This window comes from Alkalihalobacillus sp. MEB130 (assembly GCF_032335535.1).
Lineage (GTDB): Bacteria > Bacillota > Bacilli > Bacillales > Bacillaceae_D > Halalkalibacter.
In genome coordinates, this window is the sequence record NZ_JAOANA010000006.1 from 126,581 (window position 1) to 152,740 (window position 26,160).

Genomic DNA, 26,160 nt, shown 5'->3' on the forward strand with positions numbered 1-26,160 from the left:
TTTCATTGATTTTCTCAATAAAAATAGAGGTGATCTTTTTGAAGAAAAAGCAGTTGCATAATCCAATTTTACCAGGTTTTTACCCGGATCCTTCAATTTGTCGGGTGGAGGATGATTTTTATATGATTACCTCCAGTTTCTCCTTGTTTCCAGGAGTACCTATCTTTCACAGTACAGATCTTGTGAATTGGGAGCAAATCGGGCATATACTCGATCGGAAATCGCAACTTCATACGACGGCAGACCATATGACAGCAGGAATCATGGCACCAACGCTTCGATATAACAACGGTACATTTTATATGATTACAACGAATGTCAGTAATAAGTGGAATTTTATTGTAACCGCTTCTGACCCGCGTGGTCCGTGGTCAGATCCTTACTGGCTCCAAGACTGTCCGGGTATTGACTCTTCTTTGTTTTTTGACGATGACGGGAAGGCGTATATCACCGGTACGAGACAAGAAACGAATGAGGATGGAACACACGGAGAACAAGTTATTTGGATAAGTGAAATGGATTTGGATAATATGCGTCTTATGGGAGGGAAGCGAACAATCTGGGGAGGTGCTCTAAAAAATTGTGCATCACCCGAAGCCCCCCATCTTTACAAGAAGGACGACTTTTACTACTTGGTCATTGCAGAAGGAGGGACAGAGCACTATCATGCCGTAACGGTGGCAAGGAGTAGACATATTTTTGATGATTATGAGGGATATGTTGGAAACCCTGTTATAACGCATCGTCACCTCGGAAAGCATTATCCAATCTGTAATGTTGGACATGCAGATTTCGTAGAGCTGAAAAGTGGCGAGTGGTATGCAGTCATGCTTGGCTCTCGCTTAATTGAGGGATATCATAAAAATCTTGGCAGGGAAACGTTTATCGCACCGGTCGTTTGGGAGGACGGGTTTCCAGTAATAAGCCCTGGAACTGGAAAAATAGAATGGAGCTATCCTGCACCAGATTTGCCTTCTTTCACACCAAAAACAACCCCAATAAGGGACGACTTTGATGGTGAGAAACTTGGATTTGATTGGGTTTTCTTCGGAACACCTTATGAGGATTTCTACAAAGTATCAGACAGCAAGTTAACGATGAAACTACTACCACGCCGAATAAGCCAAGAACTTCGTAAAATAGATTTATCTACAACCTTTATAGATAAGGCTGTGCCTAGCTTAAGTTTTATCGGACGTAGACAACAACACCCTAGTTTTCATATATCAGTCAGGATGCATTATCATGCGTTAAGCGAGAATGAAACTGTGGGTCTCGTTGTCATGCAGGCAGCTAATCACCAATTTCGGTTAGAACGGTCCTTGAAAAAAGGGAAGCAAATTTTACGACTTATCCAGTGTACTAGTGAACTAAATGGATATCCACACCAACCGCACTTCAAAGGTGTTACTACGGAGACTGAATTGGCAAGCGTAGCAGTTGATAGTAAAGATATCATTCTTAGCATTATTGCAGAGGGGCAAACGTATAGTTTTTATTACAGCAAGCCGGATGGAAGATCGAACTTACTTTACGAGAATGCAGATGGTAGAAAGATAAACCCTGAGATAGTTGGCGGCATGGTTGGAACGATGGTAGGTATGTTTGCTAGTTCAAATGGGAAGGAAAGCGAAAACTTTGTAGAATTTGATTGGTTTGAATATAAAGGAACTGAGCATCTTGATTATAAGCGGTAATAAGATTGTTAAGTTCTGAGAGACATTCACTAACTTGTTCACGCGAGAATATTGTCCCGTATTCTCGCTCTTGAAGAAAGAACCTTAATTCATTAAGATTGATTACTGAAAAAAGTCAAATGAGACTCTTCTGACAAAAACGAAAGCAAGGTCCTCACCGCAAAAGATTGATAACGCTCCTTCCTCGTTATCACCCCTAGTTCCCACATCGGAGGTTCCTGTATAGGAATCATTTGAATAACATCTGAATTCATCTTTGCATAAATGGATTTAGGCAGTAACGTAATTCCTAACTCGGCACTGACAAGTTCCGCGATGAGATCCCATTGTGAACTTTCAAAAGCAATATTTGGTTGGAAACCTGCATTATGGCATTGTTCAATAATGAGTTCATGTAAGGCAAACTCTCGGTTAAATAGAATAAATGTTTCCTCTGCTAGCTGTTGAATGTTAACAGCTTCTTTTTTTGCTAGCGAGTGATCCTTATGAGTATAGAGCATAAATTCTTCTTTCATAAAAGGAAGAATATTGAATTTACTATGATCAATCGGCAAAACGATGATGCCAACATCTACTTGTCCCTCTTCCACTAATTGTTCGATCCGTTTGGCCCCTAACTCCACTAACTCTAAAGTAACGTCAGGATAAGCTTTTCCAAAGTTTTTGGCGATAGTAGGAAAAAAAAGAGTTCCTATTAATGGGGGAATGCCTATTTTGATCGTTCCGGTCGGCAAATGTATTAAATCATCTAATAATGTTGTAAGTTCATTCGTAGTTCCTAATATCTTTGCTCCTTGTTTATAAACAATTTCACCCGCATCCGTTAATTTCAATTTTCGTGTAGAGCGCTCAAATAATTCTACTTTGAGTTCAGTTTCTAACTTTTTTAACGACTTACTTAGTGTTGGTTGTGAGATATAAGTATGGGCTGCTGCTTTCGTAAAGCTCCCGTACTTTACGACTTCAATAAAATACCGCAAATCCTTCAATTCCAAAGTGATCCCTCATTTATTCATTATAGTAATAATCTTTATTACTTTTATTCATTTTACTCATAAAAGCAGTTGTTGTAAAATAAAAGAAAGAAATATCGGAAAATTCTAGATTGAACATTCAAGTAGGAGGGATGACGGAATAAAAATAATTGAGGGGATTTTTTGTAAACGTTAACATTAACAATTATTACAAATATGGAGCATGATTAGTTTAGCAATCATTGTATGAGAGGGGCAGGAAAATGAAGAAAATTTATACGAGTTTCGAAGAGGCAGTAAAGGAAATACAAGATGGCATGACGTTAATGGTTGGAGGATTTGGGCTTGTTGGAATCCCAGAAAACCTCATTAAAGGATTATGTGAAAAAAATGTAAAAGACTTAACGGTTATTTCAAACAACTGCGGCGTTGATGATTGGGGTCTTGGTCTCCTGTTAAACAACAAACAAATCAAAAAAATGATTGCCTCATATGTGGGGGAAAATAAAGAATTTGAAAGACAAGTACTAAGTGGAGAATTGGAAGTTCAACTTGTACCACAAGGGTCTTTATCTGAAAAAATTCGTGCCGGTGGGGCAGGAATTCCAGCTTTTTATACCCCGGCTGGCGTGGGAACACCAATTGCTGAAGGAAGAGAAACAAGAGTGTTTAATGGAAAAGAATATTTATTGGAAGAAGCGTTTACTGCTGATTATAGTTTAATTCGAGCGTGGAAAGCAGATAAGATGGGGAACTTAGTGTACAGAAAAACAGCGCAAAACTTTAACCCAATGATGGCTGCTGCCGGAAAAGTCACGATTGCTGAGGTAGAAGAAATGGTTGAAGTGGGTGAATTAGATCCGGACGAAATTCATACTCCAAGTATTTACGTTCAAGGCCTGATTGTCGGAAAGCAAGAAAAACGAATTGAGCGTTTAACGGTTCAAGGCGCAAATTAACTAAAATTGGAGGAGAAACGATGAGTAAAAATATTAGAATACAAATTGCTAAAAGAGCAGAAAAAGAAATACAAGATGGCTTTTACGTGAATCTTGGAATTGGCATGCCAACTATGGTCGCTAATTACATTTCTGAAAATAAAGATGTCGTTTTACAATCAGAAAATGGGTTATTAGGAATTGGACCATACCCGAACGAGGAAGAGGTGGACCCGGATTTAATCAATGCCGGAAAAGAGACGGTAACAGCTATTCCAGGAGCTAGCTTTTTTAGTAATGCGGAGTCGTTTGCGATGATTAGAGGAGGACACATTGATTTAGCCATTTTAGGTGGAATGGAAGTGGCTGAAAATGGCGACTTAGCAAACTGGATGATTCCAGGAAAAATGATTAAAGGGATGGGTGGTGCGATGGATTTAGTTCACGGTGCTAAAAAAGTGGTCGTTATTATGGAACATGTCAATAAAGCCGGCGAACCAAAAATCTTAAAAAATTGCTCCCTACCACTAACTGGTCAAAAGGTTGTAAACCGAATCATTACCGATCGAGCAGTGATAGATGTGACAGATGCTGGACTCGAGTTAGTAGAAGTTGTAGAAGGATATACAATTGAGGATATTAAGAATTCTACAGAGCCTGATTTGATTATTTCGGATAAGTTAGTTTTGAAGAATAACTAGATAAGAGGCATTAGTAAAAACTGGACCCTTGTGCGTGAAATTGATGCACAGGGTTTTTCTTTATATAAATTTGCAACAAGTAGAAAGGAGGAATGATTCCTGAGAAAGAGAGGGTTGTGGGATTTCAGGAAACAAAAGGAGGATTGGTTCCTGAAATAGAGAAGGTTGCAGAATTTCAGGAAATGAAAGGAGGAATGATTCCTGAAATAGAGAAGGTTGTGGGTTTTCAGGAAACGAAAGAAGAAATGATTCCTGAGAAAGAGAGGGTTGTGGAATTTCAGGAAACGAAAGGAGAAATGATTCCTGAAAAAGAGAGGGTTGTGGAATTTCAGGAAATGAAAGGAGGAATGATTCCTGAAAAAGAGAGGGTTGCAGGATTTCAGGAAACGAAAGGAAGAATGATTCCTGAAAAAGAGAGGGTTGTGGAATTTCAGGAAATGAAAGGAGGAATGATTCCTGAAAAAGAGAGGGTTGCAGGATTTCAGGAAACGAAAGGAAGAATGCTTCCTAAAAAAGAGAGGGTTGTGGAATTTCAGGAAACGAAAGGAGGAATGCTTCCTGAAAAAGAGAGGGTTGTATGATTTTGGGAAGCGAAGCGAGCAATGATTCCCCACTTTAGTGATAACGCTGGAGTTAAGGAAACGAAAGAAATGAATAGAGTATAAACTAAACGGAAAACAGCATTTCAGTGCCTCCCAACTAGAAGGAAATTAATGTTAAAATAAATATTACCTGCTTCCCCATTACCGAAACAGGGTGAAGAAAATTATTGGAACACATAAATACTAGGATGGAGGGAGTCTCACTTGAAACTACCAACGTGTTGGTCATGTCACTATTCTTATCGATACAGTGAATCAGTAAAATACTTGTTCATAAAAAAGTGTCCAAAATGTGGAGAACAACAGTATTTAACAACCAAAAGCAATTTGAAAACAGGTGTTCCAGCAATGGTCATTATGTTCTTGCCAACATTATTGATTAGTGTCTTTTTGGATCTTTCGTTTGCATCATATATAGCTATTGTTATAATTTTATTCATTATCACACTGCTGACATTGCCTTTTTCCTTACAGTTTACGAATAAAAAAGAACCGCTGTTTTAATTAGACTTTCGAAGTAAAAGAAAGTTCAACTTATAAAGAGGGAATATTGGCGGAAGCTATTGTTGTGAGCCTCAGAGAGTAATTGAATAATTTACATAAAAACAATACGAAAGAAAGCAGGTTTAAATATGATATTCGCAATTGTAACGGGAGTCGTTATTTATATGGTAAGTGGTATGATTTATTACTCTATTCTTGGAAAGCAGTGGGTAGAAAATTTAAATATTAAGCCTGAACAACCTAACTATGGCCTTTTGACGTTTGTTACATTAGTAACATCGATAGTTTTGTACGGAGTCTTGAATCTATCACAAGCACAGACAATAATTGATGGGGCATTAATTGGTGGGCTGGTAGGAGTTATCGTAGCTCTTGCCTATGCAAAAGACTTTATTTTTGGTCTAGGTACAAACAGCAAAAACTCCTTAACAATTTATTTCATCGCTGTCGGATACCATATCATTGCTCTTACAATCATTGGAAGTGTGATGATGATTTTTATTTAAATATGAGGAATGATTTAATCAATTTTATACCAGTTCTAAGCACTTGCTGAGGGGGTTAGTGCTTTAGTCTAACAATGGAATTCAAAACTAGCTGCCTGAGTGCGCTACTATTGGGTTATATTGATTAGGCATCTATCCCTTTAGGCACAAACTCTCTAAAAAATTTAGGGGTGGTTAATGGCAATAGCTAAAAGCTGAATGAGTAACATTCATGAATATTGAGGCTCGAAGACTTAGCGTTTAGTATGTTGAAACCAGGCAAGAGGACGGTCCTCTTGCCTTAAAAAAGCAGTATGGTTTTAGTGTAATTAGTAAAATCTTCAAGATGATCATCTAGTATTTTTTGTAAGATAATTAAATTTAGTTCTTGATAATCGTGTACGGCAATATTTCTGAATCCTACCATTGCTTTCATTTTATTGGAAAGGGAAGAGGAGATGATTCCTTCGCTTTCTAATAAAGAAAACGCGTCTCGGCTACTCTGTGGCAAGCCTAATTTTTTCTCTGCAACAATATGCATAGCTAGATCTATGCTAGCTTCACAAGCGCGCTGTAAATTTAACACAATAGAGTCTTGTTTTGTATAGTTAGTTAAGTTTGAAGGAGTTTTATCATATTCCTCTTTAACACGTCTAATGCACCTTTCAATGATACTGACTTTATTTAAGATAACGTCATTTTTCATAAATAGACCCGCTTTCCTCAATTCGTTTTAAGATAGGCAAACGTTCCTCATTTAATTTGGCATACATTTTCAAAACTTTTAAGTCAAATTCGGCTTTTTTTCGTTCATTTGAGCAATAGATTACGTGACCGGTATGTATGACTTGGGTTTGAAAAACAGTACTAGCTTGATTCAAATCTATTAAATCCACGTCACGATTTAGTTTTGAAGCAAGTTCTTGTGAAATCATAAAAAGTTCATAACGATCTAGTTGTTTATCGCTTAGGAATGCTACATCAAAATCACTACTATTATTTGATGTTCCTTTTACGGTTGATCCGAATAAAATAATGAAAAAAGGAGAGAGTTTCGAGACTAAATGGTTTACAATTATGTGCTGTTCGTGCTTATTCAATGTTTGATTCCCTCCATCTCTTACACAGACGGTATAATCTGTTTTTATCTCTTGTTGAGAAAATATTTGATATCATTATACCATTTATTTGCCTTCTACATAATGAACAAACGTTATGCAGTTAAAATGGAAAAGTGATAAACGAAGAAACATAGCGCTCTTTATTGATGGTAAGATAAGGTCATAGACTACATGAACCTGACTTATTGGGGGAGCGGTAATGGATACATCTGTAAATATTATTGAAATAGTGATGACAATCTTATCTTGGGGCGTTATTGGTTTTTTCTTTTATTATCTTTATCAAAAACAAGAAGCAAAGCCAAAAATTTGGAAGGCTTTTGTTGCAACATTTGTAGGGCTATTTACGTTTAGTTTTAATATTCCTTTGTTTGAAACGATTCTTGACGTACCGATTTTGCCATTAGGGGTATGGATTTTACTGTGGTACGCTTCATCTAGGGAGGGAGCATGGGAAAAATACAGGCGTTTTGCATGGCTTGGTTTCTCTGCTAATTTTATTTTTATAGCTACAACGTTACTGACTGTTTTCATTCATCATGCTGTTTACCCGAAAAGCAATCTCTCCACCTATATAGCAAATATTGAAGAGGTAGCTATTAGCCAATTGCACCCTTCCGCAGAGGATGTCACTCTAGATCAAGAAAGCTTGGAGCTGCACGTTTCATCTTTTGAGAAAGCACCAGTGACTAGTATGGATTGGTATAACGTCATGATAGATACTGAGCCGCATGAGAGAGTGGAGCAGTTTCCCTATCAATTGAGTGGCACATCATCAAAGTGGGGAAGTGGAATTCCAACGATGATTTATGTTGAGAAAGATGGAAAAGGGTTATTAATAGATTCATCGGAAAGACAACGATATTTTCGAAGTGATGTAACCATTTTGAAGGGTGGCAATGACGAATGAAACAGAATAAAATCTGGATTCTAGCGACTATTGCTATCATTCTAGTTTTAGTAGTAAGCCTTTATTTTTATTTCCATTCAAAACCATCAGAATTTATAAACGAAAGTGAGTTAATAAAAGTCATTAATACTCAATATTATGATGCCGATGTTTTGGATTCTGTTGAAATTCAAGAGGTTGTTTTCTTAGGAGAGACACATGTGTTTGTACCTTTTGTTTCAAACGACAATTATGGAACGAGTTATTGGGTTTGGAGAAATCGAAGTTGGGAATTAGGTGGGATTAACACAATTCAGCAACCATATGTATGGAAAGTTGAACCAGAGGATCCGTCCACCTATGTGGTCGTTTGGAATATTGATCCTGAGCAAGAAATGAAAGAGTTTGATATTTATTTATTAAATCGAAGAGGGTATTCAGTAAGTAATGATGTTCATCACTATACACCGAGGGTGCAGCTGAATGTTACGGTATCATTTGAAACAAAAGAAAACTCCTACGGTGTGATGTCGCTACCAGATGAATGGAAAACGTTTCTGGATTCTTATGTGAAAGTTGAACAGTCGAAGCAACCAGACTCGTTTATGTTTGACTTTATCCACCCGAGCAATGTTTACTTTGCCTGGATGCCATATGATGAGAGAGGAGAATTGAGTATCCCGGTATCTCCTAATGGGGCAGGGCGAGGTTACGGTGAAATACACTTAGAGAATCTGTCTACTATTCCTGAGTACGAATTAGAATGAAAACTTCTCGCATGGTTCTATTGATGAAGAAATCATCTATATGAAACAAAGGCCTATGAACCAATTCATAGGCCTTTGTTGTGTGCCTCTCAATTTGGTGTGGAATGCTACTAACTTGCGCTAAATAGCCACTATGCTAACTAAATTTAGAAATCAAAATTAAAAAAGTAAGTTATCGCAACAAAATTATGTTATTGTGGTTATTATGTTTTTAGTTTTATAGGAAGGATTGTATTATGTCACAAGAACAATGGAATTCAAAGTTAGGTTTTATCTTTGCTGCTGCCGGGTCTGCTATAGGACTGGGAGCCATTTGGAAATTCCCGTACGTAGCTGGAACAGGAGGGGGAGGAGCTTTTTTCCTTGTCTTTTTGTTATTTACTCTTTTATTAGGAGCCCCGCTTTTATTAGGAGAGTTTGTGATTGGTAGAAGAACACAAAGTGATGCGATCACCGCTTACCAAAAAATTGCCCTGAATTCATATTGGGGATGGATCGGAAAATTAGGTGTTATTACTTGTTTTATCCTTTTATCCTTTTATAGTGTTGTTGGTGGTTGGATTATTCTTTATTTATTTGAGGCAATAAGAGGTGGATTAAACGGATTATCACAGGATCAATTTGGACCGCTATTTGGCGAGATGATTTCTGAACCGATTACAACTCTGTTCGCACAATTTCTTTTTATCCTGCTGACCATTTTGGTTGTAGCTAAAGGGGTTCAAAAAGGGATTGAAAGAGCGAGCAAAATTATGATGCCAGCTCTATTTATTCTCTTTCTTTTATTAGTCATTCGATCTGTTAGTCTAGAAGGGGCTAGTGAAGGAATCAAATTCTTTTTGTATCCAGATTTCTCTAAATTAACATCAGAAGTCATTTTATTAGCGTTAGGTCAAGCATTTTTTACTCTATCGTTGGGAGTCTCCGCCATGGTCACGTATGCGTCGTACTTACCCAAAACACAAAACCTACCTAAATCAATGTTTTCGATTATCCTAATGAATCTCCTGATTGTTTTATTAGCAGGATTAGCTATATTTCCAGGAGTATTTTCGTTTGGACTGGAACCTGATGCAGGACCGGTTTTGATTTTTGCGGTTTTGCCGGCCGTATTTAGTCAAATGCAGTTTGGTCTCTTATTTTTTATTGCCTTCCTTCTGTTATTTTTATTTGCTGCGCTGACTTCTGCTTTTTCTATGATTGAAATTATTGTTGCAGCGATGACGAGGAAAGATCGATCGAAACGAAAAAAAGCAACATGGATCGCCGGTCTATCTATATTTGTAGTGGGAATTCCATCTTGCTTATCTTACGGGTTAATGTCAGATGTGTTGGTTTTTAATTTAACGATTTTTGACCTATTTGACTTTGCCGTTAGCAATGTTTTCATTCCTTTAGGGGCATTATTGATCTCTATTTTTATCCCATTAAAATTATCAAAGAGTGAATTAATGGAAGAGATCTCACTAGGTTCTAAAAAGCGAAAAGTATTCTTTTTAGTATGGTATTATTTATTGAAATATTTTACTCCACTTGCGATTGTTCTCGTTTTTTTGGATGTTTTAGGTTTAATATAAGGTTAAAAATATAGGTTTGCCTTTCTTACTTACTTGTTTAGTATTGAGAGGCAGGCCTCTTTCTGTGTAAGCGTGTGTTTTAGAGTGGGAATAATAGTTAATGTTAAAATTCGGACTATCCTTAATAGTGAGTATCTTTCACGATATAATAGGCGCAACTTATGTTGCTTATAATAAAGATTAAAAATAGAATTTTTTTGTTATTTGAAGAGATGATAGAATGAACTTTATTAAATTAGACAAAGCAGGTGGAACAGTGAAAAGAATTTATATTATATCTGGCCCCGCAGGTGTTGGTAAATCTACAACTTCAAGAAGACTTGCTGAACTATTTGAACATAGTGCCTATATTGAAGGTGATTTACTTAATCATATGGTTATTGGTGGGTATCTACCGCCGTGGGAGAGCGAAGAGTCCCTATCACTTGTCTGGGATAATATAGCCGATTTGAGTATCAACTTTGCCAAAGCAAATCATCATGTGATTATTGATTATGTTGCTTTTCCAGAAGAAATAGAAAAGCTATCACAGAAAATATATGCCGAGGTTAGTGAAATAGAGGTTATCTATGTTGTTTTGTGGGTGGATAAGGCTGAACTTTTGAAAAGAGACGCTTTAAGGATTAAAGAACATCAAATGGGTGAAAGATGTTTAGAATTAGCACAGGAATTTGAAAGCAAAGGAATCGAAAAACGATTTGTCTTAGATACAACTAATTTAAAACAAACTGATTTGGATGATATTTTGCTTGAAATTAGAGGAAATCCTAGATTTAGATATTAGTTTCTTATGGCAAAAAGTATTGAGGGCAATCGTTTGTGCTAACGGAAAGTTTTAGCTTCAATTTTGAGTTCGTTTTATTTTTTCTCCTACACTTTTTAATTATTGGTTTCAATAATCAAGTGGAGCTCGTGAAAGAGCGACGGTTCTATCGACCATTCGCTCTTATCGATTTGCTCTTATAATCTAAACGAAGCCATATAATTAATAATAAAATAAGGAGAACCATACACAATGGTATGAACCACAAAGCTTCTCCATTTAAATATAGTCCTAGAATCATAATGATAACGGATATGATTGGTGCCATTACATAGAATGGTCTAGCATTATAGAACCAGCCGTAAGGAAAAAAATGAGCACCCGTGATAATGGCAAAATATACGATAGCATCACTTGGATGGTTGATAATTCCCCAAAAAAGGATAGGGAAATAGATGATCTGAGCCAAGTTTAAATATAACCCTAGGTCACCTAATGGATTATTTTTGAGTCTCCAATCAGCCTTAATAATAGTAGAAATCCAAACAGACAATGGAAACATTAATCCTGTTGAAAATAACATATATATATTTTTCTGGTGCGTTTCAATTGGCTGCAAAAATATGATTGTAATGATCAACCAAATGAAAACAGCAGATAATAAAAATCCAATTCCGTTTTTCCCCTTCACAGAAAGTTCATTTCTAATATTGTTTATTTCCATTTGTTTTACCTCCTCTTCTTTCAAGTAAACTTATGAATCGTGCAGAATGATCACTTACGCTTACTTCCATAACACTTTCCAAAGCATTTTCCCTTACATTACTTGTTCTACAATCCAAAAGAATATCCTTTACAACTTTTATCCTCGGTATGGAGTAATGATAAATGTATATGTGTCCCTTGACAATTTATACACACAACTAGTATGGTTATATACATAACTATATAACCATATAGCAAGAGATGGGGTGAAGGTTGAATTGAGTAAGTCCTTTGATAATAAGAAGCCGATTTTTTTGCAAATAAAAGAACGTATTGCTGATCAAATCATTAACAATCAATTAAAAGAGCATGACCAGATTCCATCGACTAATCAACTTGTTCAATTTTATAAGGTAAATCACCTGACAGTTGCTAAGGGGATCACCCTCCTAGTAGAAGATGAGATTATTTATAAAAAGAGGGGTGTGGGAATGTTTGTTTCTGAAGGGGCAAAAGAAAAATTGATTTTACAACGACGGGAAGGGTTTGCAGAGGAGTTTGTCCTTCCGATGCTAGAAGAGGCAAAGAAACTTCGTTTGACTGACGATGAGATTCATAAGCTAATGAAAGAATGGAAAGGGCGTGTAAAGGATGAGGATTAATGTAGAAGTAAAAAATTTAAGTGTTCAATATAAAGAATTCAAAGCATTGAACAACGTAAATGTCACTTTGGAGAGTGGAAAAATTTATGGACTCATTGGACGAAATGGTGCAGGAAAAACGAGTCTTCTGTCATTACTAGCATCGTACAGAAAACCGAGCTCCGGTTTTATAACAATTAATGGAGAGAGTCTATTTGAGAATGAGGAATGGATGCCGAAAGTTTCATTCGTTCATTATACAGATTATAAAGATGAACATGATACAGCTAAAGTCTACTTAGAATTAGCTGAGCGATATCGATCCACTTTTGATAGGGAATATGCAGAACAACTAGCCACTGTATTTAAGCTGGCATTAGATAAGCCAATTCGAAAACTCTCAACCGGTATGCAATCAGTTTTAAATGTGATTATTGGTTTAGCGAGTAGATCACCTATTACGATATTTGATGAGGCTTATCAAGGTATGGATGCTCCTACAAGAGAGATTTTCTACAAGGAAGTACTGGAGGACCAAGCTCGTTTTCCAAGAATTATTATTCTTTCAACTCACTTAGTTTCGGAAATGGAATACTTGTTTGATAAAGTTCTCATGATTCATAAAGGTGAATTAGTAGTCCATGAGCCGATAGATAGGTTACTTCAGAAAGGCTTTTCGATTACAGGAACAGCAGATAAGGTGGATCAAGCAGTTAATGGTCTGCAGAAATTGAGTGAGCAAAAACTAGGTGGAACAAAATCTGTGATGGTGTACGAAGAATTGCCAGAACAAAAAGTAGAAGATATACAACAATTGGGACTGGAAGTAGAACAAGTATCACTTCATGACTTATTTATTCAATTAACAAGCGATAAGGAGGAGGGAAGTAAATGAGCAAACTTGTTCAAAAAGTGACAACGGATCTCTATTCTATCCAAATGAAATGGGTCGCATGGTATTTACCTATTGTCTATATCCTTTATCTTGTTGTGCTTGTATTTGTATTGGAGCCCGAAATTCAAGCAATGTCGTTGCTTACCTTTACGTTTCAAACAGCCACGATTTTTATGTTAGTTTGTGGTATTCTATCAAGTTTTGTTTTCCTACCAATCTATGTGAAACATGGAGTCACTAGAAAAACGTACTTTCAAGCTACGATCTTATCAAGCCTCGCTTTAGTTATTACAATTATGACAATCACAGCACTCGTTACGTGGGTGTTTACATTATTTGATGGATCCATCGGTATTTTTAATAATGTACAATTGTCGCTACTATCGACAGCTGATCCAAAATGGTTCTTGACGATCCTGTCATATTGCATAGTCATTTTCATCTATTTCTTAGCAGGTTGGCTCATTAGTCTAGGTTTTTATCGTTATGGTGCCGCAGGGGGATTTGGTTGTATTGCAGCTGCCTTAGTGTTCATTTCTGTAACAGACCTTTTTTATAATTTCAAGACACCGAAACCAATCGTAGGGATATTTCCACAAGTGACCCTAACATCTCAAATAGGAATAGCTATCGCTTTTTCTCTTCTAATCATTGCAGTTGTCATTGCTTTTGTTCACAAAATAACGAAGGATATTGCGATTAAGGTAGAATAGTTTTTGAGGATAAAAAGGATCCCTTGCCGTGATGGCAGGGGATCCTTAACGCTTAAAAGGAGAAAGATTATCATACGTAAAATCCGATTATTGCCCTTTTTTCTTTTTAATAGAAATCCAAATTTCACTTTTTTGATCTTTACTAGTAAGAATCTCCGGTCCTTCTGCCAGTTCATACGATGATGAAGGTAACCACTCGGAATAGATTCGCTGCCAATGTTTTTCAACATGCTCCCATTCTCCATCGACCTCAAAAATAACCCATGTTAAAGAGGGGACTTCCAAAGTAGCATACGTATCTATTTCTTCCATAGTGGTAACCGCTCCAATATATTGATCAAACGTTGCTTCCCCATCCTCATCTTCTGAGTAATTCGCGGATACATGCACAAGCCCGAAAGGTTCCTTATTGGAGATGAACTCCAATTTATTCATGGTCGTATCACTGATACCATCTATCATCTCTTCATATGTTGGCGAAAGATGTTCATTTTCCATCTCAACTTCATACTTAATTCCGACCACTGTAAAAGCTTCCTTTTCAATTATTCGGTATTTCATTTCGCTTCCTCCTTGTATCGTTAATTGAAAGGTCATTCTTGGATATGCTTTCAATCTTTGCAGAGGATTTCGTGATAATGAAGGAGTTACACCATGGAAACTTTGAAAAGCTCGCGAAAAGGCATCTGGAGATTGGTACCCATATTTCATTGCTAAATCAATCACTTTCACTTCAGGATCTTTCAATTCTAAAGCAGCCAAAGTGAATCGCCTTCTGCGGATGTACTCAGATAGAGTAATACCTGATAATAGCGTAAATAGACGTTTGAAATGATACTCAGAACAAAAAGCTCTATTCGCTACTTCCTTTAAGTCAATGGTCCTATCCAAGTTTTCTTCAATATAATGCAATGCATCGTTCATCCCTTTTAGCATATCCATCAAGAAAAACCTCCCTTTCACTAATACAATATCAGGAGAAATGACTACTAACCCGACATTACATGCTCATCTTAATCGGATTCTATTTTATACTTTTATGATAGAAAATACGAATGCTATTAATTGAACATTCTTATAATCCAATTGTAATTTCATGCATTATTAAAAAGTAGAAAAAGTGGGTTTGGTTATCTGAAATAAAGGTTAGATTGCTTGTTATACTGGTTTATTTGTTTAACTGAAGTTTTAAAAAGGAAAAGAAAGTTTAGGATTTTTTTAAACGAGAATATAATGAAGAATAGATAAAGGAGTTTGATAGAATGCATCAATTAAATGACCGCCTACTAATAGAAACCTACGAAAAGGCAAAAAATTTAAACTTAAATAAAGATTTTATTGAAATGCTTGAGGATGAAGTGAAGAAGAGACAGTTGTTAGATAAAATTTGGGCAGAAACAAAGGGATAATAACAAGGTATCGTATTATTCAGTTGATTTGGTAAGTTTTGTTTATCTTTGGCAATTTGCTTAATTACCAAGTGAGGAATGTTACAATGGAATCAATCCCCCAAAAAGTGGAGAATTCTTCGATTGACAGGAAAACAAGAACGGCTATCCACTGATCTGACTCTTTTTGATCGGAATTAATCTTACACCTGTCACCCTAGAAAGGGGAAGTTTATATTGGATTCTATTATTAAAGTCATTATTGCTGAAGATAACTTAGAAGCTCAAGAAATTATTGTTGCCTTTATGAATCCTCTTCAACATTTTGAAGTGATTGGAATAGCAGATAATGGAGAAAGCTTGCTGCATTTAAATATAAATTTAAAACCAGATTTAATTATAGCTGATATCGATATGCCGAAATTAAATGGGATTGAATCGATTGCTTCCTGTTTAAAAGTAAATCCAAATCTGAAGTTTATTTACACAACAGCTTTTGACCATTATGCAGTGAAAGCTTTTGATTTAAATGCAGTTGACTATTTGGTTAAACCGATTAAGAAAGAGCGCTTTTATGTTGCGTTAGAAAAAGCCAAAGGGTTGCTCATTCAAGAAGTGAATTACAAGCCAATATTAATGATACAAATGGACAGAGTTTCATATTTTATTAAGATGGAAGAGATTTTCTTTATAGAAAAAGAAAATCGAAAAACAGTCATTCATACAGCGGGTCGCAAATATGAAACAAATGAGTCGTTGGATAACATTTTATCAAGGTTAACAAGTCATTTTTTTCGAACACATCGATCATTTATTGTAAATTTAGACTATCTATCTCATATTACTGTCGAAGGTGAAACATATATTGCCCATTTACGAGGTTGCTCTGAGCAAGTGTATGTGTCGAAGCTTCGTATAAATGATTTATACAAAGAGCTTTCATAAGAGTTCACTCTACTATGCTATATTCAGTAAAGTAGAGTTTTTTTCGTGCGGAAATTCTCTACCATATATTGCTAGTGATAATTGCTTTATATGTAAAGCACTTTTCACTAAACTAGAATGTAACATGAGAATATGGGGGATGACTCGGTGACTGAAGAAAATCAAATAACTCTCACGTTGTCAAAGTTGTCAAAGAAATTGATGGGGAGAAAAAGTGCCCATGTAATTTATATGTATTATGAATATGAGAAGTATCTGGATAATGCCTTCCTATACATAGCGGAAGGAATAGAACGGGGAGATCAGATTTTGTTGTTTGAAGAATTCGAATTCTATCAAACCATTATTCATAGACTTCGAATGGGTGGGTTTTCAGAGAGAGAAATTAGTACGATTGCATTTCACAACAATAAAAAGTTTTATAGAGCTGATGAGGAGTTTAGCTCAGAAAAAACGATAAAAAAATTAACGAATTATCTTAAGGAAAGCGTTGAAAATGGATTAAATACAAGGGTATGGGGGCATGTTCTAGCACAACAAATGACCATTTCTGAGTTAAGAAAATATGAATATGAGTGCGATAAATTTCTAAATGATACAAACATTATTTCCATATGTACTTACAATGGATTAACGACTCCCGCTTATCTTCAAAATGAATTGCTAAAAGTGCATGAGTACTTCATGCTCGATCACCAAATAGAGAAATCTCCTTTTTATCATCGCAACTATGTAACTAGTTTTTCTGATTCGGAAATGGCAAGACTTACGAAACTCGAACGAGAAAACGAGGATCTAAAGAAGAAGAATGAACAACTTATAATCAATCAAGCTAGACAGAAAGAGCGCGAAAAGTACTTAGAGTTTGCAAGAGAACATGCAGAAAGAGCGAATAAAGAGAAAAGTGCATTTTTGTCACAAATGAGTCATGATTTACGAACTCCGTTAAATACCATTCAAGGCTATATCCAAATTATGCAAATGAGTGAAGGGGATGCAGAACTCCAAAGAAAAATTAAGAAAATATATGATGCATCAGAACAATTACTACATTTAATTGAGGAGATTCTTGACTTTACTGTTATTGATTCAGGAAATATTGATTTAAAAAAAGAAAAAATACAGTTGAATGTATTCCTAAAAGATTGTGTGGAATCAATATTAGAAATTAACGATTCTAATGTTCATATTTACGTTGAGAGCATCCCGGATGATATGGTGGTGGAAGGAGACCATGTTCGATTCAACCAAATTATTACAAACCTAGTAACGAATGCGATCAAATATAATCAGCCGCATGGACAAGTGATTATTTTTTGTACGTTTGATAACGAATCAGATCACATTCAAATTAACATAAAAGACAATGGATTTGGGATAAAACAGGAAGAGTTAGATTCTATTTTTGAGCCTTTCTATAGGTCAAAAAGTACGGTGAATGCTTCAGAAGGAACAGGATTAGGACTAGCGATAGTTGCGCAATTAACAAAGAGAATGCAAGGCACGTATGGGGTGACTAGTGAACTAGGATTTGGTTCTACTTTTTGGGTGTCCTTTAAAAGAGCGGAAGCGAAAATAGGATCTGATCAAAAGCTTGATAGAACAGTTGCCACATTAGACGAAACAAAAGTCACCAAAGTACTATATATTGAAGATAATCCAGAAAATCGTGAGGTCATGCACGCCATCCTGAAATTTATGGACCATGTGGACGTAACGTTTGCAAAAACTGGAAAATCAGGAGTTGCAAAGGTATTTGAACTGAAACCTGATGTTGTATTGTTAGACTTAAACCTACCTGATATTAATGGATTTCAAGTCATGAATAAATTAAAGTCCAACCCTGTTACGAGGAACATTCCCATTGTGGCGGTTAGTGCCGATGCGGTAGAGTCAACAATTAAAAGGGCCTTACTTGAAGGCTGTGCAGCGTATGTGACAAAACCAATTGACTATAAAGAATTGGCGAGGGTATTACGGAAAATAACTGTCTATCATAAGTAAATAGTAGGCAGATAGATACTATAGTTTTTTTGGAGAACGACCGAAGTGTGGCTTCTCTACGAATGAATGTAAAAGTTCCTGACCTCAGTACTTCCTTGTACTAAGGTCAGGAATTCTTTTTCCAATGAGGTCAAATAAAAAATGGAACTGCTAGTGAATTATTAATTCCAAATCTCATTCGCAACATCGATAATAAATTTCAGTTTATTCCACTGTTCTTCTTCAGTAAGGTTATTACCATGGTGTGTCGAAGCAAAACCACATTGAGGACTTAAACATAATTGCTCTAGTGGGACGTATTGCGATGCTTCCTTCACTCTTGCTTTGATTGCCTCCTTATCTTCTAATTCACCGAATTTCGATGTGAACACTCCAAGTATTACTTGTGGGCCACCATTTGGAATATGAGCCAATGGTTTGAAATCTCCTGAACGATCATCATCATATTCAAGGAAGAAGCCATCTACTTTTTCTTTCGCAAATAAAGTAGGAGCAATTTTATCATAAGGACCTTCAAAAGCATAAGTAGAACGATAGTTTCCTCGGCAAAGATGAGTGGTAATAATTAAATCTTCTGGTTTATTCTCTAACGCTCCGTTTACGACACGTAGTGCAAGGTCAATGAGCTCCTGTCTTGATAAATCACTAGAGCTAAATGGCAATTTTGGTGCGCAGAGGCCAGCGATATAAACATCGTCTAATTGTAAGTAGCGGCAACCTGCATCATAAAAGGCTTTTAATGCATCTTGATACGTTTGGATTATATCGTTAGCGTAATCTTCGATGTTTGGATAAATGTCTAAGTTTTGAATGCCAGCATTGAATAACTGGTTAGGACTTGGGATCGTTAGTTTTGCTACTGCACGGTCCCCAACGTATTCTTTAAATTCAATGAAATCTTGAATGAAAGGATGGTCTGGATTAAATGAGATTTTCCCATTACAACGAATATCATATTTTTCAGTTTCGATGCCATCAAATTTATAACCATGCTCAGGTACATAGCCTTCAATTCCGTTAAGGTGTTCTAAGAAATCCGTATGCCAAAATCTTCTTCTAAATTCACCATCTGTTACAGCAGGTAGGCCTACTTCAATTTGTTTATCAACGACACGTTTTATTTCTTGGTCTTCCACTTCACGTAATTGTTGTGCTGTAATGATGCCTTCTTTAAATTCCTTTCGTGCTATATGTAAACGTTCAGGACGTAGCAAGCTCCCTACATGGTCTGCTTTAAATGGGGCTTTCGTTAACGTTTTTGTCATCATTCATTCCCTCTTTCGGTAATATTTGTAAATGTATTATCTGTTTATATCGTAGCATGAGTAAGGCGTTATAGTGTAAGTGTTATAATAAATGATTGGTTATAACTAAAAGTTATAACCAAGTGTTATCGATCAAAGGTCTTTATAATTAAAAAGAATTAAGAATATGTAAAGGAAAGCAGTTGTAGGTGAGGTAAACTGTAGAAGTAGAATAAATTGAATAGACTAGTAGGTGTTATGATTGCGTAAGGTCATTAAAAGGTTAACATTCATTTTGAAAATATGGAGATTCGGCCCATTTTTAAAAGATTATTTCCTCTCAAAAGAGGTAACTGCACGAAAAAAAGGATTAGGCGTTCTGCTCATTTTAGGATATGCTCTCTTTCCATTTGATCTTATTCCAGATTTCATTTTGTTTTTTGGAGTCTTGGATGATGTCATGGTGGCTGCATTCATTTTTGAACGAATGATAAAAATGGCCCCCGACTCGCTTAAGAAAAAATATCAAGTTACGTAATTTGGGTGGAGCACTCGTATATTGATGAGCGAGGGAAAATTCGAGAAACAAAGGGAGTGAATGATTCCTGAAAAATAGGAGGGAAGGAAATTCGGGAAACAAAGAGGGCGAATGATTCCTGAAAAATAGGAGTGAAGGAAATTCAGGAAACAAAGAGAGCGAATGATTCCTGAAAAATAGGAGGGAAGGAAATTCGGGAAACAAAGAGAGCGAATGCTTCCTGAAAAATAGGAGGGAAGGAAATTCAGGAAACAAAGAGAGCGAATGATTCCTGAAAAATAGGAGGGAAGGAAATTCGGGAAACAAAGAGGGCGAATGATTCCTGAAAAATAGGAGCGAGGGAAATTCGGGAAACAATGGGAACATTTCATTCCTAAAAACGAGGAGAACGAGGAAGTTCCGGAAACAACAGGATATGTGGTGAGGCGCAGGTGCCTTATCATTTGATATATAAGCGCTGGCACTCGTTTAGCTAAGTTTTGTCCGTGAAAGCATACATGAAATAAGATGTTTCGGTTGTTGACCTGGCACCATAAGTTAATATTATCCAATTTAGTGAACCTTCTGTGTAGTTTTTAAGCGGGGATTGCTAGATATCGAGCTAAATTAAATGCTGCAAATGCCTTGGCACCAGTCACGACGGCTCCTTTCTTATAGGAAAAGGACAGTCTTTTTCCTCTTTCCCTCAATGTTATACTAGTAAAGGCTTACAAACCCGCTTAGGAGTTGAGGAAAAGAATGAATATATTTTTAACAGGTGCTACAGGCTTTTTGGGGAAAAAGTTAATAGAGAAATTGCTTAGACAAGGACATTTCTTGTATGTGTTAGTGCGGAATGAAAAGAAATTGAAGGGATTGTTGAAAGAATTTACAGCGATTGAATCTCAACAAATCATTGCTGTTTATGGTGATATAACAAATCCGTCACTTGTTAAAGATCAAACGATGATGGAGGTATTACAAAACAAGATAGATGTGGTTTATCATATGGCTGCCTTATTGTCATTTGATGAAGCGATGAAAAAAGAGACGTTTTCTGTAAATGTCGATGGAACACGTTATGTACTTGAATTTGCAAAGCGTATGGGTGTGCAGAAATTTATTTATGTTAGTACAGCATATACAGTCGGAAAAGGTGTAATGGGACAAGAGCAGCTGTATTCTACTGAGCAAGAGTTTGTTAATTATTATGAACAAAGCAAGGCGGTTAGTGAGGAAGTTGTTTTTGCTTATAAAGGAGATTTTGACGTGATTGTTATGCGTCCGGCAATCATCATCGGCGATACAAGGACAGGAGAAGCAGATACAAATTTTGCGCTCTACGGTCTTTTAAAAGGGATCCGTGTGGTTCAGAAGATGATTTCGAAGAATGACTTCTACAAAAATCAATCGTTTCGAATCATGTTGGAAGGTGAGACGAATTCCAATCTTGTTCCTGTTGATTATGTGGCAGATGTATTAGCTATTGCACTAGAACACGGACAAAAAGAAACAATCTACAACGTCACGAACCCGAACCCATTATCTAATCAAACGGTCTTTAACATAATTAAAAAGACTTTGTCATTTCCGAATTTAGAAATAGGCTCAATTGAATGCGAGTCTGAATTGACAAAAGAAGAATTCATTTTGCATGAGAGACTGAAAGTGTTTAAGGAGTATTTATCACGTTCTATCCAGTTTGATTCGCAGAATACTAGTGAGTTATTGCTAGCAGCGAATCTAGATGAGTTAGATTTGAATGAGGGTGTTTTTGAACATATGATGACTAGTTATTTACAACCGAAGCTTGTTACGCAATTAGCTTGACTATATTAAAATGTGATTCAATTGATGGAGGAAGTGTTTTGTTATAGGAAAAATTGATTAAAAGTGAAATTATAAAAAGATACTATTTGTTAGGGAGTGAAATATGCTGTTCTATAAAATTATAAAGAAAAATACTCACAAAGAGTGGGTGGTTCTTCTTCATGGTTTGGGAGGAAGTTCAAATATATGGTTCAAACAACTAAGAGCCTTCAAAAAAGAATTTAATATCCTAATGGTCGATTTGAGAGGACATGGAGGTTCAAGACATCTTTCGGGTGAATTTTCGGAATATGATTGGGAACTTGTGAGTCGAGATATTATAGCCGTATTAAGGGAAAATAAAATATCAAAAGCGCATTTTGTTGGAATTTCTTTGGGTACATTATTAATCAGAAAAATAAATTTATTGAGACCAGATATGGTGAAATCAATGATTTTGGGCGGATCAATAACAAAGTTTAACAAGCGTGGTCGCTTTTTAATAAAAATAGGTCATATTATGAAAAGCAAAGTACCTTATATGTGGTTATACAAATTTTTCGCATGGATTTTGATGCCCAAAAGAAATCATTACGATTCGAGAATGATGTTTGTGAAAGAAGCGAAGAATTTATCCCAAGAAGAATTTATTAAATGGTTCGATCTAACAAGTCATATTGATAATTTATATGATGACTATTACAAAGAAACACCCAACACACCAATTCTCTATTTGATGGGTGAAGAGGATCATATGTTTATCAACGAAGTGAATCGATGTATGAAACAAGAGAAGATGTCAGAGTTAGTCATTATAGAAAAAACAGGACATGTTTGTAATGTCGATGCGTCTGAACGATTCAACGAAATGGCAGTTCGTTTTATTAAGAAGCAAAGTAGTTTTATCGATACAACCGAACGAATAAAAGAGCATCTCAATAATCACTAGATCAATATATCAACAATTGTTCTTGGTCTTTCATTTTTTGACCTTCAGATTTGATGGTTTCAGCCTCCGAGCGTAAGTGATTCATCTTCTCTTCGTAATGTTCACGCATTGGGTGTTCACAGGTAGGGAAGGGGGCATCTGTACATAGTTGTAGTGCCCCATCTTGCTACGACACAACCACTGCTACTCCAAATATTTCTCCTTTTACTATCTCTTCAGGGACACCCATTTCGCCTTCCCTCGTCACTCCTTGAAATGCTAATTCGATATTAAGATAAATTAAATATTACTTTAGAAACAAGGTGCTGCCAATGGGCGCTAAAAGGGTTAGGCGGAAACTCTACTGTTTTTTTATAAGCAAATAGAAGAATATGAAAAACAGTTTCATCTATTATTAATAGACTTTCCGGGACACGGTGAATCGAAGACTCTAGCAAAAGATGAGCATACGGTTGAGAAGATTGCAGAGGAGATATATTTGATCCTAAATCAACTTTCTATCTCTACCTTTCGTGTTGTCGTTTTTTCGCTAGGAACGATTATCGCCCAACAAATGATAGCGGAAGAACCACATCAGATTAAATCGATGATAGTCGCTGGGGAGGTTGTTCACTGGAACTGGTGGTCAAAAGATTTGGATAAAGCCGTCTATTATTTGCGGGTTTTTGCACCATATATGTTTTTTTACAAAGAATTGCGCTTTTAATGATGCCAAAAGGGAATCACAAAAAGTCGCGTAATATCTTTATAAGAGAAGCCCTTAAATTAGAAGGAGCAGAATTTTTAAAATGGTCGAAACTCGTTATTACACCTCATCATGCGTATAACAATGCAGTAAATACTCAAAACGCTATTCCAAAATAATATGTAATGGGTGAGGAAGATCATATGTTTATCAGTTCGGCAACAGAGGCCTCGGCGCACGATCCGATTATTCATTAAAGGTGCTGGGCATGTATGTATCATTGAGAAAGCGTCGGAGTTCAACAAGCTTTCTTTGCAGTTTTTAAGTGAACAGCGTAAAAAGCAAAAAGTCGGGGCCTAAATGTTTGCCTGTTTTGGTTTACATTCGTGGTGATATAAGCAGTTGAATTAATAAATTTGTTAGGACGAGATTACATATCTCGTCCTATTTCACTTGTAAGCCTACCCGAAGAAAGAATGCAGAGAAGTAACTCAGACCTATAGGTACAAAGAAAAAATGGTCTAAGTTTAGCGCGATAAGATATATGTATATAAGTGACAAATGACAAAAACGGGTAGGTGCATAAATGGGTCAATCATCAAGAAATAGCAATAATAGTGCGGACCGGAAGAATGAGCAGTTGAAAAAGTACCGTATTCAAAACACAGGAAAGAGAATCACGACAAATGAAGGGCTAAAAGTTGCTAATAATGACTCAACCTTAAAAGTTGGTGAGCGTGGCCCTGTATTAATGGAGGATTTTCACTTTTTTCAAAAACAATTGCATTTTGACACGGAACGAATTCCGGAGAGGGTCGTTCATGCAAGAGGATTTGGAGCACATGGTGTCTTTGAAACCTATAAGTCAATGAAAAAAGTCACTAAAGCGTGTTTTTTGCAAGAAGCTGGACTAGAGACCCCGGTATTTGTGCGTTTCTCTACAGTGCAGGGAGGAAAGGGATCGAAGGATACAGCGCGTGATGTACGAGGCTTTGCTGTAAAGTTTTATACGGAAGAAGGGAATTACGATCTATTAGGGCTTCCGTTTCCGGTATTTATTGTTCATGATCCATTTAAGTTTGTTGATTCTCAACACGCACTGAAACCAGAACCGCATAATGATATGCCAACGGCTTCTGCTGCTCATGATAATTTTTGGGATTTTGTTGCGAATAATCAAGAGTCCGCTCATTTTGTCATGTGGGCCATGTCAGATCGAGCCATTCCTAGAAGTTGGAGAATGATGGAAGGGTTCGGTGTAAATATATTTAGGTTTGTCAATGAGCAAGGGAAAGCAACGTTTGTTAGGTTTCATTGGAAACCGATACTAGGCATCCATTCTTTTTTAATGGAGGAAGCACAAATTATAGGCGGAGTAGATCCGGATTTTCATAGGAGAGATTTGTGGGAGTCGATTGATCGTGGGGCTTTTCCTGTTTTTGAACTAGGTGTTCAGATGATTGGGGAAGAGGATGCAGACAAGTTTGACTTTGATGTGATCGACCCAACGAAACTTTGGCCAGAGGAACTAGTTCCGGTTGAAATCATTGGTAAGATGACTTTAAATAAAAATGTTGATAATTTTTTCGCTGAAACAGAGCAAGTCGCATTTGATGTGACGAACCTTGTACCTGGAATAAACTTTACGAACGATCCGATTCTTCAAGGAAGAACCTTCACCTATAAACTAACACAAATGCACCGACTTGGAGGACCGAATTATACAGAGATTCCGATTAATCAATCACTCTGTCCTTTTCATAATAATCAAAGAGATGGATTTAAAAGACACCGCATTGACATTGATCAGGTAAACTATTTTAGAAATTCAATTGCTCAAAACACGCCTGGTCCTACTAGTCCAGAAGAAGGAGGGTTTCTCCATTATCCAGAAAAAGTAGAAGGGTCTAAGATAAAGGCGAGTAGCGCGTCTTTCAAAGACTTCTTCTCGCAGGCAAGGTTATTTTGGAATAGTATGTCACCTGTAGAAAAACTACACATCATTGAAGCATTTAGTTTCGAACTAGCCAAACTAGATCGTCCTTCGATTCGCCAACAAGTCATCGATATGTTCGTTAATGTTGATCAAGATATGGCGACAACGATTGCTGACAATGTTGGGGCAAATCCTCCGACCGGAAAACATGTACCTGTTGATGCTTCTTCACCGGCTCTAAGTCAGGCGAATACACCGCATTATTCGTTTTCCTTACGTGTGGGTGTTCTGATCGGAAATGGTTTTAAGGGAAATGAGGTACGTAAAGTCATTGATTTTTTGAAGCAGCAGGGCATTTTTGTAGAGATCGTCAGTGAGAAACTCGGTACGCTATCAGGAGACGATGGAACGGAAGTAAAAGTTGATAAGACATTCCTTTCCACTCACAACGTCCTTTTTGATTCCCTTTATATCGTTGGAGGTCAATCTAGTAATCAACTAGAATTTGATCGATACATTTCCGAATTTATAAGTGGTGTCTACAAACATTACAAACCGATTGGAATTGCAACGACAGGGCAGGCTCACTTTCAAGCTACAAAAATGAATAACTTAGCGGGAGTAGTTTTTGCTGATAACAGCCCAGAATTTGCAAAAGAATTTAGCCTTGCTATCGCCCAACAACGTTTTTGGGATAGGGTCTAAAAGGAA

27 protein-coding genes are annotated in these 26,160 nt (G+C 36.6%); 21 read left to right on the forward strand and 6 right to left on the reverse strand.

Features of this window, described 5'->3' with window-relative positions; all coding sequences use genetic code 11:
- Nucleotides 1–38 precede the first annotated feature (38 nt).
- Nucleotides 39–1,697, forward strand: coding sequence for a glycoside hydrolase family 43 protein (locus tag N0O92_RS08240; RefSeq protein ID WP_315614194.1), 1,659 nt, complete (start codon nt 39–41; stop codon nt 1,695–1,697).
- A 92-nt stretch (nt 1,698–1,789) separates the two neighbouring features.
- Here N0O92_RS08240 and N0O92_RS08245 read toward each other — a convergent pair whose 3' ends face one another.
- Nucleotides 1,790–2,692: a LysR family transcriptional regulator gene (locus tag N0O92_RS08245; protein ID WP_315614195.1), complete on the reverse strand. Its 903-nt coding sequence runs from the start codon at nt 2,690–2,692 to the stop codon at nt 1,790–1,792.
- Between the two features lie 242 nt (nt 2,693–2,934).
- Here N0O92_RS08245 and N0O92_RS08250 point away from each other — a divergent pair, with 242 nt between their 5' ends.
- From N0O92_RS08250 to N0O92_RS08270, 5 genes are all read left to right on the forward strand, one after another.
- Nucleotides 2,935–3,630: a CoA transferase subunit A gene (locus N0O92_RS08250; protein WP_315614196.1), complete on the forward strand. Its 696-nt coding sequence runs from the start codon at nt 2,935–2,937 to the stop codon at nt 3,628–3,630.
- 20 nt (nt 3,631–3,650) lie between these two features.
- Complete coding sequence (locus tag N0O92_RS08255; protein ID WP_315614197.1) at nt 3,651–4,310, forward strand: CoA transferase subunit B; 660 nt, start codon at nt 3,651–3,653, stop codon at nt 4,308–4,310.
- A gap of 92 nt (nt 4,311–4,402) precedes the next feature.
- The gene (locus tag N0O92_RS08260) at nt 4,403–4,891 is read left to right on the forward strand and encodes a hypothetical protein (protein WP_315614198.1); all 489 of its coding nucleotides are present in this window, start codon (nt 4,403–4,405) and stop codon (nt 4,889–4,891) included.
- A 225-nt stretch (nt 4,892–5,116) separates the two neighbouring features.
- Nucleotides 5,117–5,416, forward strand: coding sequence for a TIGR04104 family putative zinc finger protein (locus tag N0O92_RS08265; RefSeq protein WP_315614199.1), 300 nt, complete (start codon nt 5,117–5,119; stop codon nt 5,414–5,416).
- A 128-nt stretch (nt 5,417–5,544) separates the two neighbouring features.
- Entirely contained in the window at nt 5,545–5,922 is a 378-nt protein-coding gene (locus tag N0O92_RS08270) for a DUF1761 domain-containing protein (protein ID WP_315614200.1), read from the forward strand.
- 280 nt (nt 5,923–6,202) lie between these two features.
- On the opposite strand, the gene hepT is transcribed toward N0O92_RS08270, so the two are convergent.
- On the reverse strand, nt 6,203–6,607 hold the full coding sequence (gene hepT / locus N0O92_RS08275) for a type VII toxin-antitoxin system HepT family RNase toxin (protein WP_315614201.1): 405 nt from the start codon (nt 6,605–6,607) through the stop codon (nt 6,203–6,205).
- A complete protein-coding gene (gene mntA / locus N0O92_RS08280) occupies nt 6,597–7,001 on the reverse strand; it encodes a type VII toxin-antitoxin system MntA family adenylyltransferase antitoxin (RefSeq protein WP_315614202.1) in 405 nt (134 codons plus the stop codon). Before mntA ends, hepT begins: the two co-directional genes overlap by 11 nt.
- A 220-nt stretch (nt 7,002–7,221) precedes the next feature.
- Here mntA and N0O92_RS08285 point away from each other — a divergent pair, with 220 nt between their 5' ends.
- The 4 genes from N0O92_RS08285 (at nt 7,222) to N0O92_RS08300 (ending at nt 11,039) form a co-directional block, all read left to right on the forward strand.
- The gene (locus tag N0O92_RS08285; protein ID WP_315614203.1) at nt 7,222–7,932 is read left to right on the forward strand and encodes a hypothetical protein; all 711 of its coding nucleotides are present in this window, start codon (nt 7,222–7,224) and stop codon (nt 7,930–7,932) included.
- On the forward strand, nt 7,929–8,678 hold the full coding sequence (locus N0O92_RS08290; protein ID WP_315614204.1) for a hypothetical protein: 750 nt from the start codon (nt 7,929–7,931) through the stop codon (nt 8,676–8,678). Before N0O92_RS08285 ends, N0O92_RS08290 begins: the two co-directional genes overlap by 4 nt.
- 236 nt (nt 8,679–8,914) lie before the next feature.
- Entirely contained in the window at nt 8,915–10,255 is a 1,341-nt protein-coding gene (locus N0O92_RS08295) for a sodium-dependent transporter (protein WP_315614205.1), read from the forward strand.
- Nucleotides 10,256–10,475: 220 nt separating this feature from the next.
- The gene (locus tag N0O92_RS08300; protein ID WP_315614206.1) at nt 10,476–11,039 is read left to right on the forward strand and encodes an AAA family ATPase; all 564 of its coding nucleotides are present in this window, start codon (nt 10,476–10,478) and stop codon (nt 11,037–11,039) included.
- A gap of 145 nt (nt 11,040–11,184) precedes the next feature.
- Here N0O92_RS08300 and N0O92_RS08305 read toward each other — a convergent pair whose 3' ends face one another.
- Nucleotides 11,185–11,742 (reverse strand): DUF7010 family protein, encoded by a 558-nt coding sequence (locus N0O92_RS08305; RefSeq protein WP_315614207.1) that lies wholly within the window; start codon nt 11,740–11,742, stop codon nt 11,185–11,187.
- A gap of 259 nt (nt 11,743–12,001) precedes the next feature.
- Here N0O92_RS08305 and N0O92_RS08310 point away from each other — a divergent pair, with 259 nt between their 5' ends.
- Genes N0O92_RS08310 through N0O92_RS08320 form a run of 3 tightly spaced genes read left to right on the forward strand, consistent with a single transcriptional unit; the run spans nt 12,002 to nt 13,972 of the window.
- A complete protein-coding gene (locus N0O92_RS08310; protein WP_315614208.1) occupies nt 12,002–12,385 on the forward strand; it encodes a GntR family transcriptional regulator in 384 nt (127 codons plus the stop codon).
- Complete coding sequence (locus N0O92_RS08315; protein ID WP_315614209.1) at nt 12,375–13,259, forward strand: ATP-binding cassette domain-containing protein; 885 nt, start codon at nt 12,375–12,377, stop codon at nt 13,257–13,259. Before N0O92_RS08310 ends, N0O92_RS08315 begins: the two co-directional genes overlap by 11 nt.
- A complete protein-coding gene (locus N0O92_RS08320; protein ID WP_315614210.1) occupies nt 13,256–13,972 on the forward strand; it encodes a hypothetical protein in 717 nt (238 codons plus the stop codon). The genes N0O92_RS08315 and N0O92_RS08320 overlap by 4 nt, the downstream gene beginning before the upstream one ends.
- An 87-nt stretch (nt 13,973–14,059) precedes the next feature.
- Here N0O92_RS08320 and N0O92_RS08325 read toward each other — a convergent pair whose 3' ends face one another.
- Nucleotides 14,060–14,914 carry an AraC family transcriptional regulator gene (locus N0O92_RS08325; RefSeq protein WP_315614211.1) on the reverse strand — a complete coding sequence of 285 codons (855 nt, stop codon included), beginning with the start codon at nt 14,912–14,914 and terminating at the stop codon, nt 14,060–14,062.
- A 320-nt stretch (nt 14,915–15,234) separates the two neighbouring features.
- Here N0O92_RS08325 and sda point away from each other — a divergent pair, with 320 nt between their 5' ends.
- From sda to N0O92_RS08340, 3 genes are all read left to right on the forward strand, one after another.
- Nucleotides 15,235–15,381: a sporulation histidine kinase inhibitor Sda gene (gene sda / locus N0O92_RS08330; RefSeq protein WP_315614212.1), complete on the forward strand. Its 147-nt coding sequence runs from the start codon at nt 15,235–15,237 to the stop codon at nt 15,379–15,381.
- Nucleotides 15,382–15,597: 216 nt separating this feature from the next.
- Nucleotides 15,598–16,305: a LytR/AlgR family response regulator transcription factor gene (locus tag N0O92_RS08335; protein WP_315614213.1), complete on the forward strand. Its 708-nt coding sequence runs from the start codon at nt 15,598–15,600 to the stop codon at nt 16,303–16,305.
- 147 nt (nt 16,306–16,452) lie between these two features.
- Nucleotides 16,453–18,309: an ATP-binding protein gene (locus tag N0O92_RS08340; RefSeq protein WP_315614214.1), complete on the forward strand. Its 1,857-nt coding sequence runs from the start codon at nt 16,453–16,455 to the stop codon at nt 18,307–18,309.
- Between the two features lie 161 nt (nt 18,310–18,470).
- Here N0O92_RS08340 and N0O92_RS08345 read toward each other — a convergent pair whose 3' ends face one another.
- On the reverse strand, nt 18,471–19,574 hold the full coding sequence (locus tag N0O92_RS08345; protein ID WP_315614272.1) for a 5-methyltetrahydropteroyltriglutamate--homocysteine S-methyltransferase: 1,104 nt from the start codon (nt 19,572–19,574) through the stop codon (nt 18,471–18,473).
- A 241-nt stretch (nt 19,575–19,815) separates the two neighbouring features.
- Here N0O92_RS08345 and N0O92_RS08350 point away from each other — a divergent pair, with 241 nt between their 5' ends.
- From N0O92_RS08350 to N0O92_RS08370, 5 genes are all read left to right on the forward strand, one after another.
- Complete coding sequence (locus N0O92_RS08350; protein WP_315614215.1) at nt 19,816–20,091, forward strand: YkvA family protein; 276 nt, start codon at nt 19,816–19,818, stop codon at nt 20,089–20,091.
- 738 nt (nt 20,092–20,829) lie between these two features.
- Nucleotides 20,830–21,900, forward strand: a complete 1,071-nt coding sequence (locus N0O92_RS08355; RefSeq protein WP_315614216.1) for an SDR family oxidoreductase — start codon at nt 20,830–20,832, stop codon at nt 21,898–21,900.
- Between the two features lie 103 nt (nt 21,901–22,003).
- On the forward strand, nt 22,004–22,828 hold the full coding sequence (locus N0O92_RS08360; protein ID WP_315614217.1) for an alpha/beta fold hydrolase: 825 nt from the start codon (nt 22,004–22,006) through the stop codon (nt 22,826–22,828).
- A gap of 343 nt (nt 22,829–23,171) precedes the next feature.
- Nucleotides 23,172–23,534, forward strand: coding sequence for an alpha/beta fold hydrolase (locus N0O92_RS08365; RefSeq protein WP_396334483.1), 363 nt, complete (start codon nt 23,172–23,174; stop codon nt 23,532–23,534).
- Between the two features lie 565 nt (nt 23,535–24,099).
- Nucleotides 24,100–26,154: a catalase gene (locus N0O92_RS08370; protein ID WP_315614218.1), complete on the forward strand. Its 2,055-nt coding sequence runs from the start codon at nt 24,100–24,102 to the stop codon at nt 26,152–26,154.
- Nucleotides 26,155–26,160: the final 6 nt, after the last annotated feature.